The sequence below is a fragment of the Vibrio sp. S234-5 genome (assembly GCF_000960595.1).
Taxonomy (GTDB): Bacteria; Pseudomonadota; Gammaproteobacteria; order Enterobacterales; family Vibrionaceae; genus Vibrio.
This window is the reverse complement of the sequence record NZ_JZAM01000039.1, coordinates 1-442: the sequence shown is the minus strand read 5'-3', so window position 1 is coordinate 442 and position 442 is coordinate 1. Positions and strand designations below refer to the sequence as shown.

1 pseudogene is annotated in these 442 nt (G+C 47.1%); it reads right to left on the bottom strand.

Annotated features, from left to right (window positions below):
• Positions 1-212: 212 nt before the first annotated feature.
• Positions 213-442: pseudogene (locus UF06_RS01145) on the bottom strand (DsbA family protein); the annotation flags it as partial.

Genomic DNA, 442 nt, shown 5'->3' with positions numbered 1-442 from the left:
GTCGTGTAGTAGAACGGAAACGTAAACTGCGTTGGTAATTCATAACCAGAAGTATCAGCAGTAAAACGAGTAAAACAATGTTCAGGCGAGTGCATGGTGGGTATCCGCGCGAGTAAAAAATCGAGCGAGGATTGTACCTGTTTGAGTCAGGATTGCCATGTCGGTGTGTGCACTCGCTCTTGGATTAAGGACAAGAGCGAGTGGGGAAGAGTTTATTGCAGTTTTTGTAATGCAAGCTTCCACTGTGCCGGTTTGTCGTAGTAGGTCGAGTGCGGCAAGGTCAAGTACTCGCCATTTACTTCTGCAATCAGGGTTGGATAACCACCAACGTGTAACTGGCGCATCAACTGTCGGCTAGAGCGAATTTTCTCATCTAGATCGGCTTCGCTTAACGTCATGTTTTGCTCCCACACATCGTTTGCTAAACCTAGCGATTCTGCAA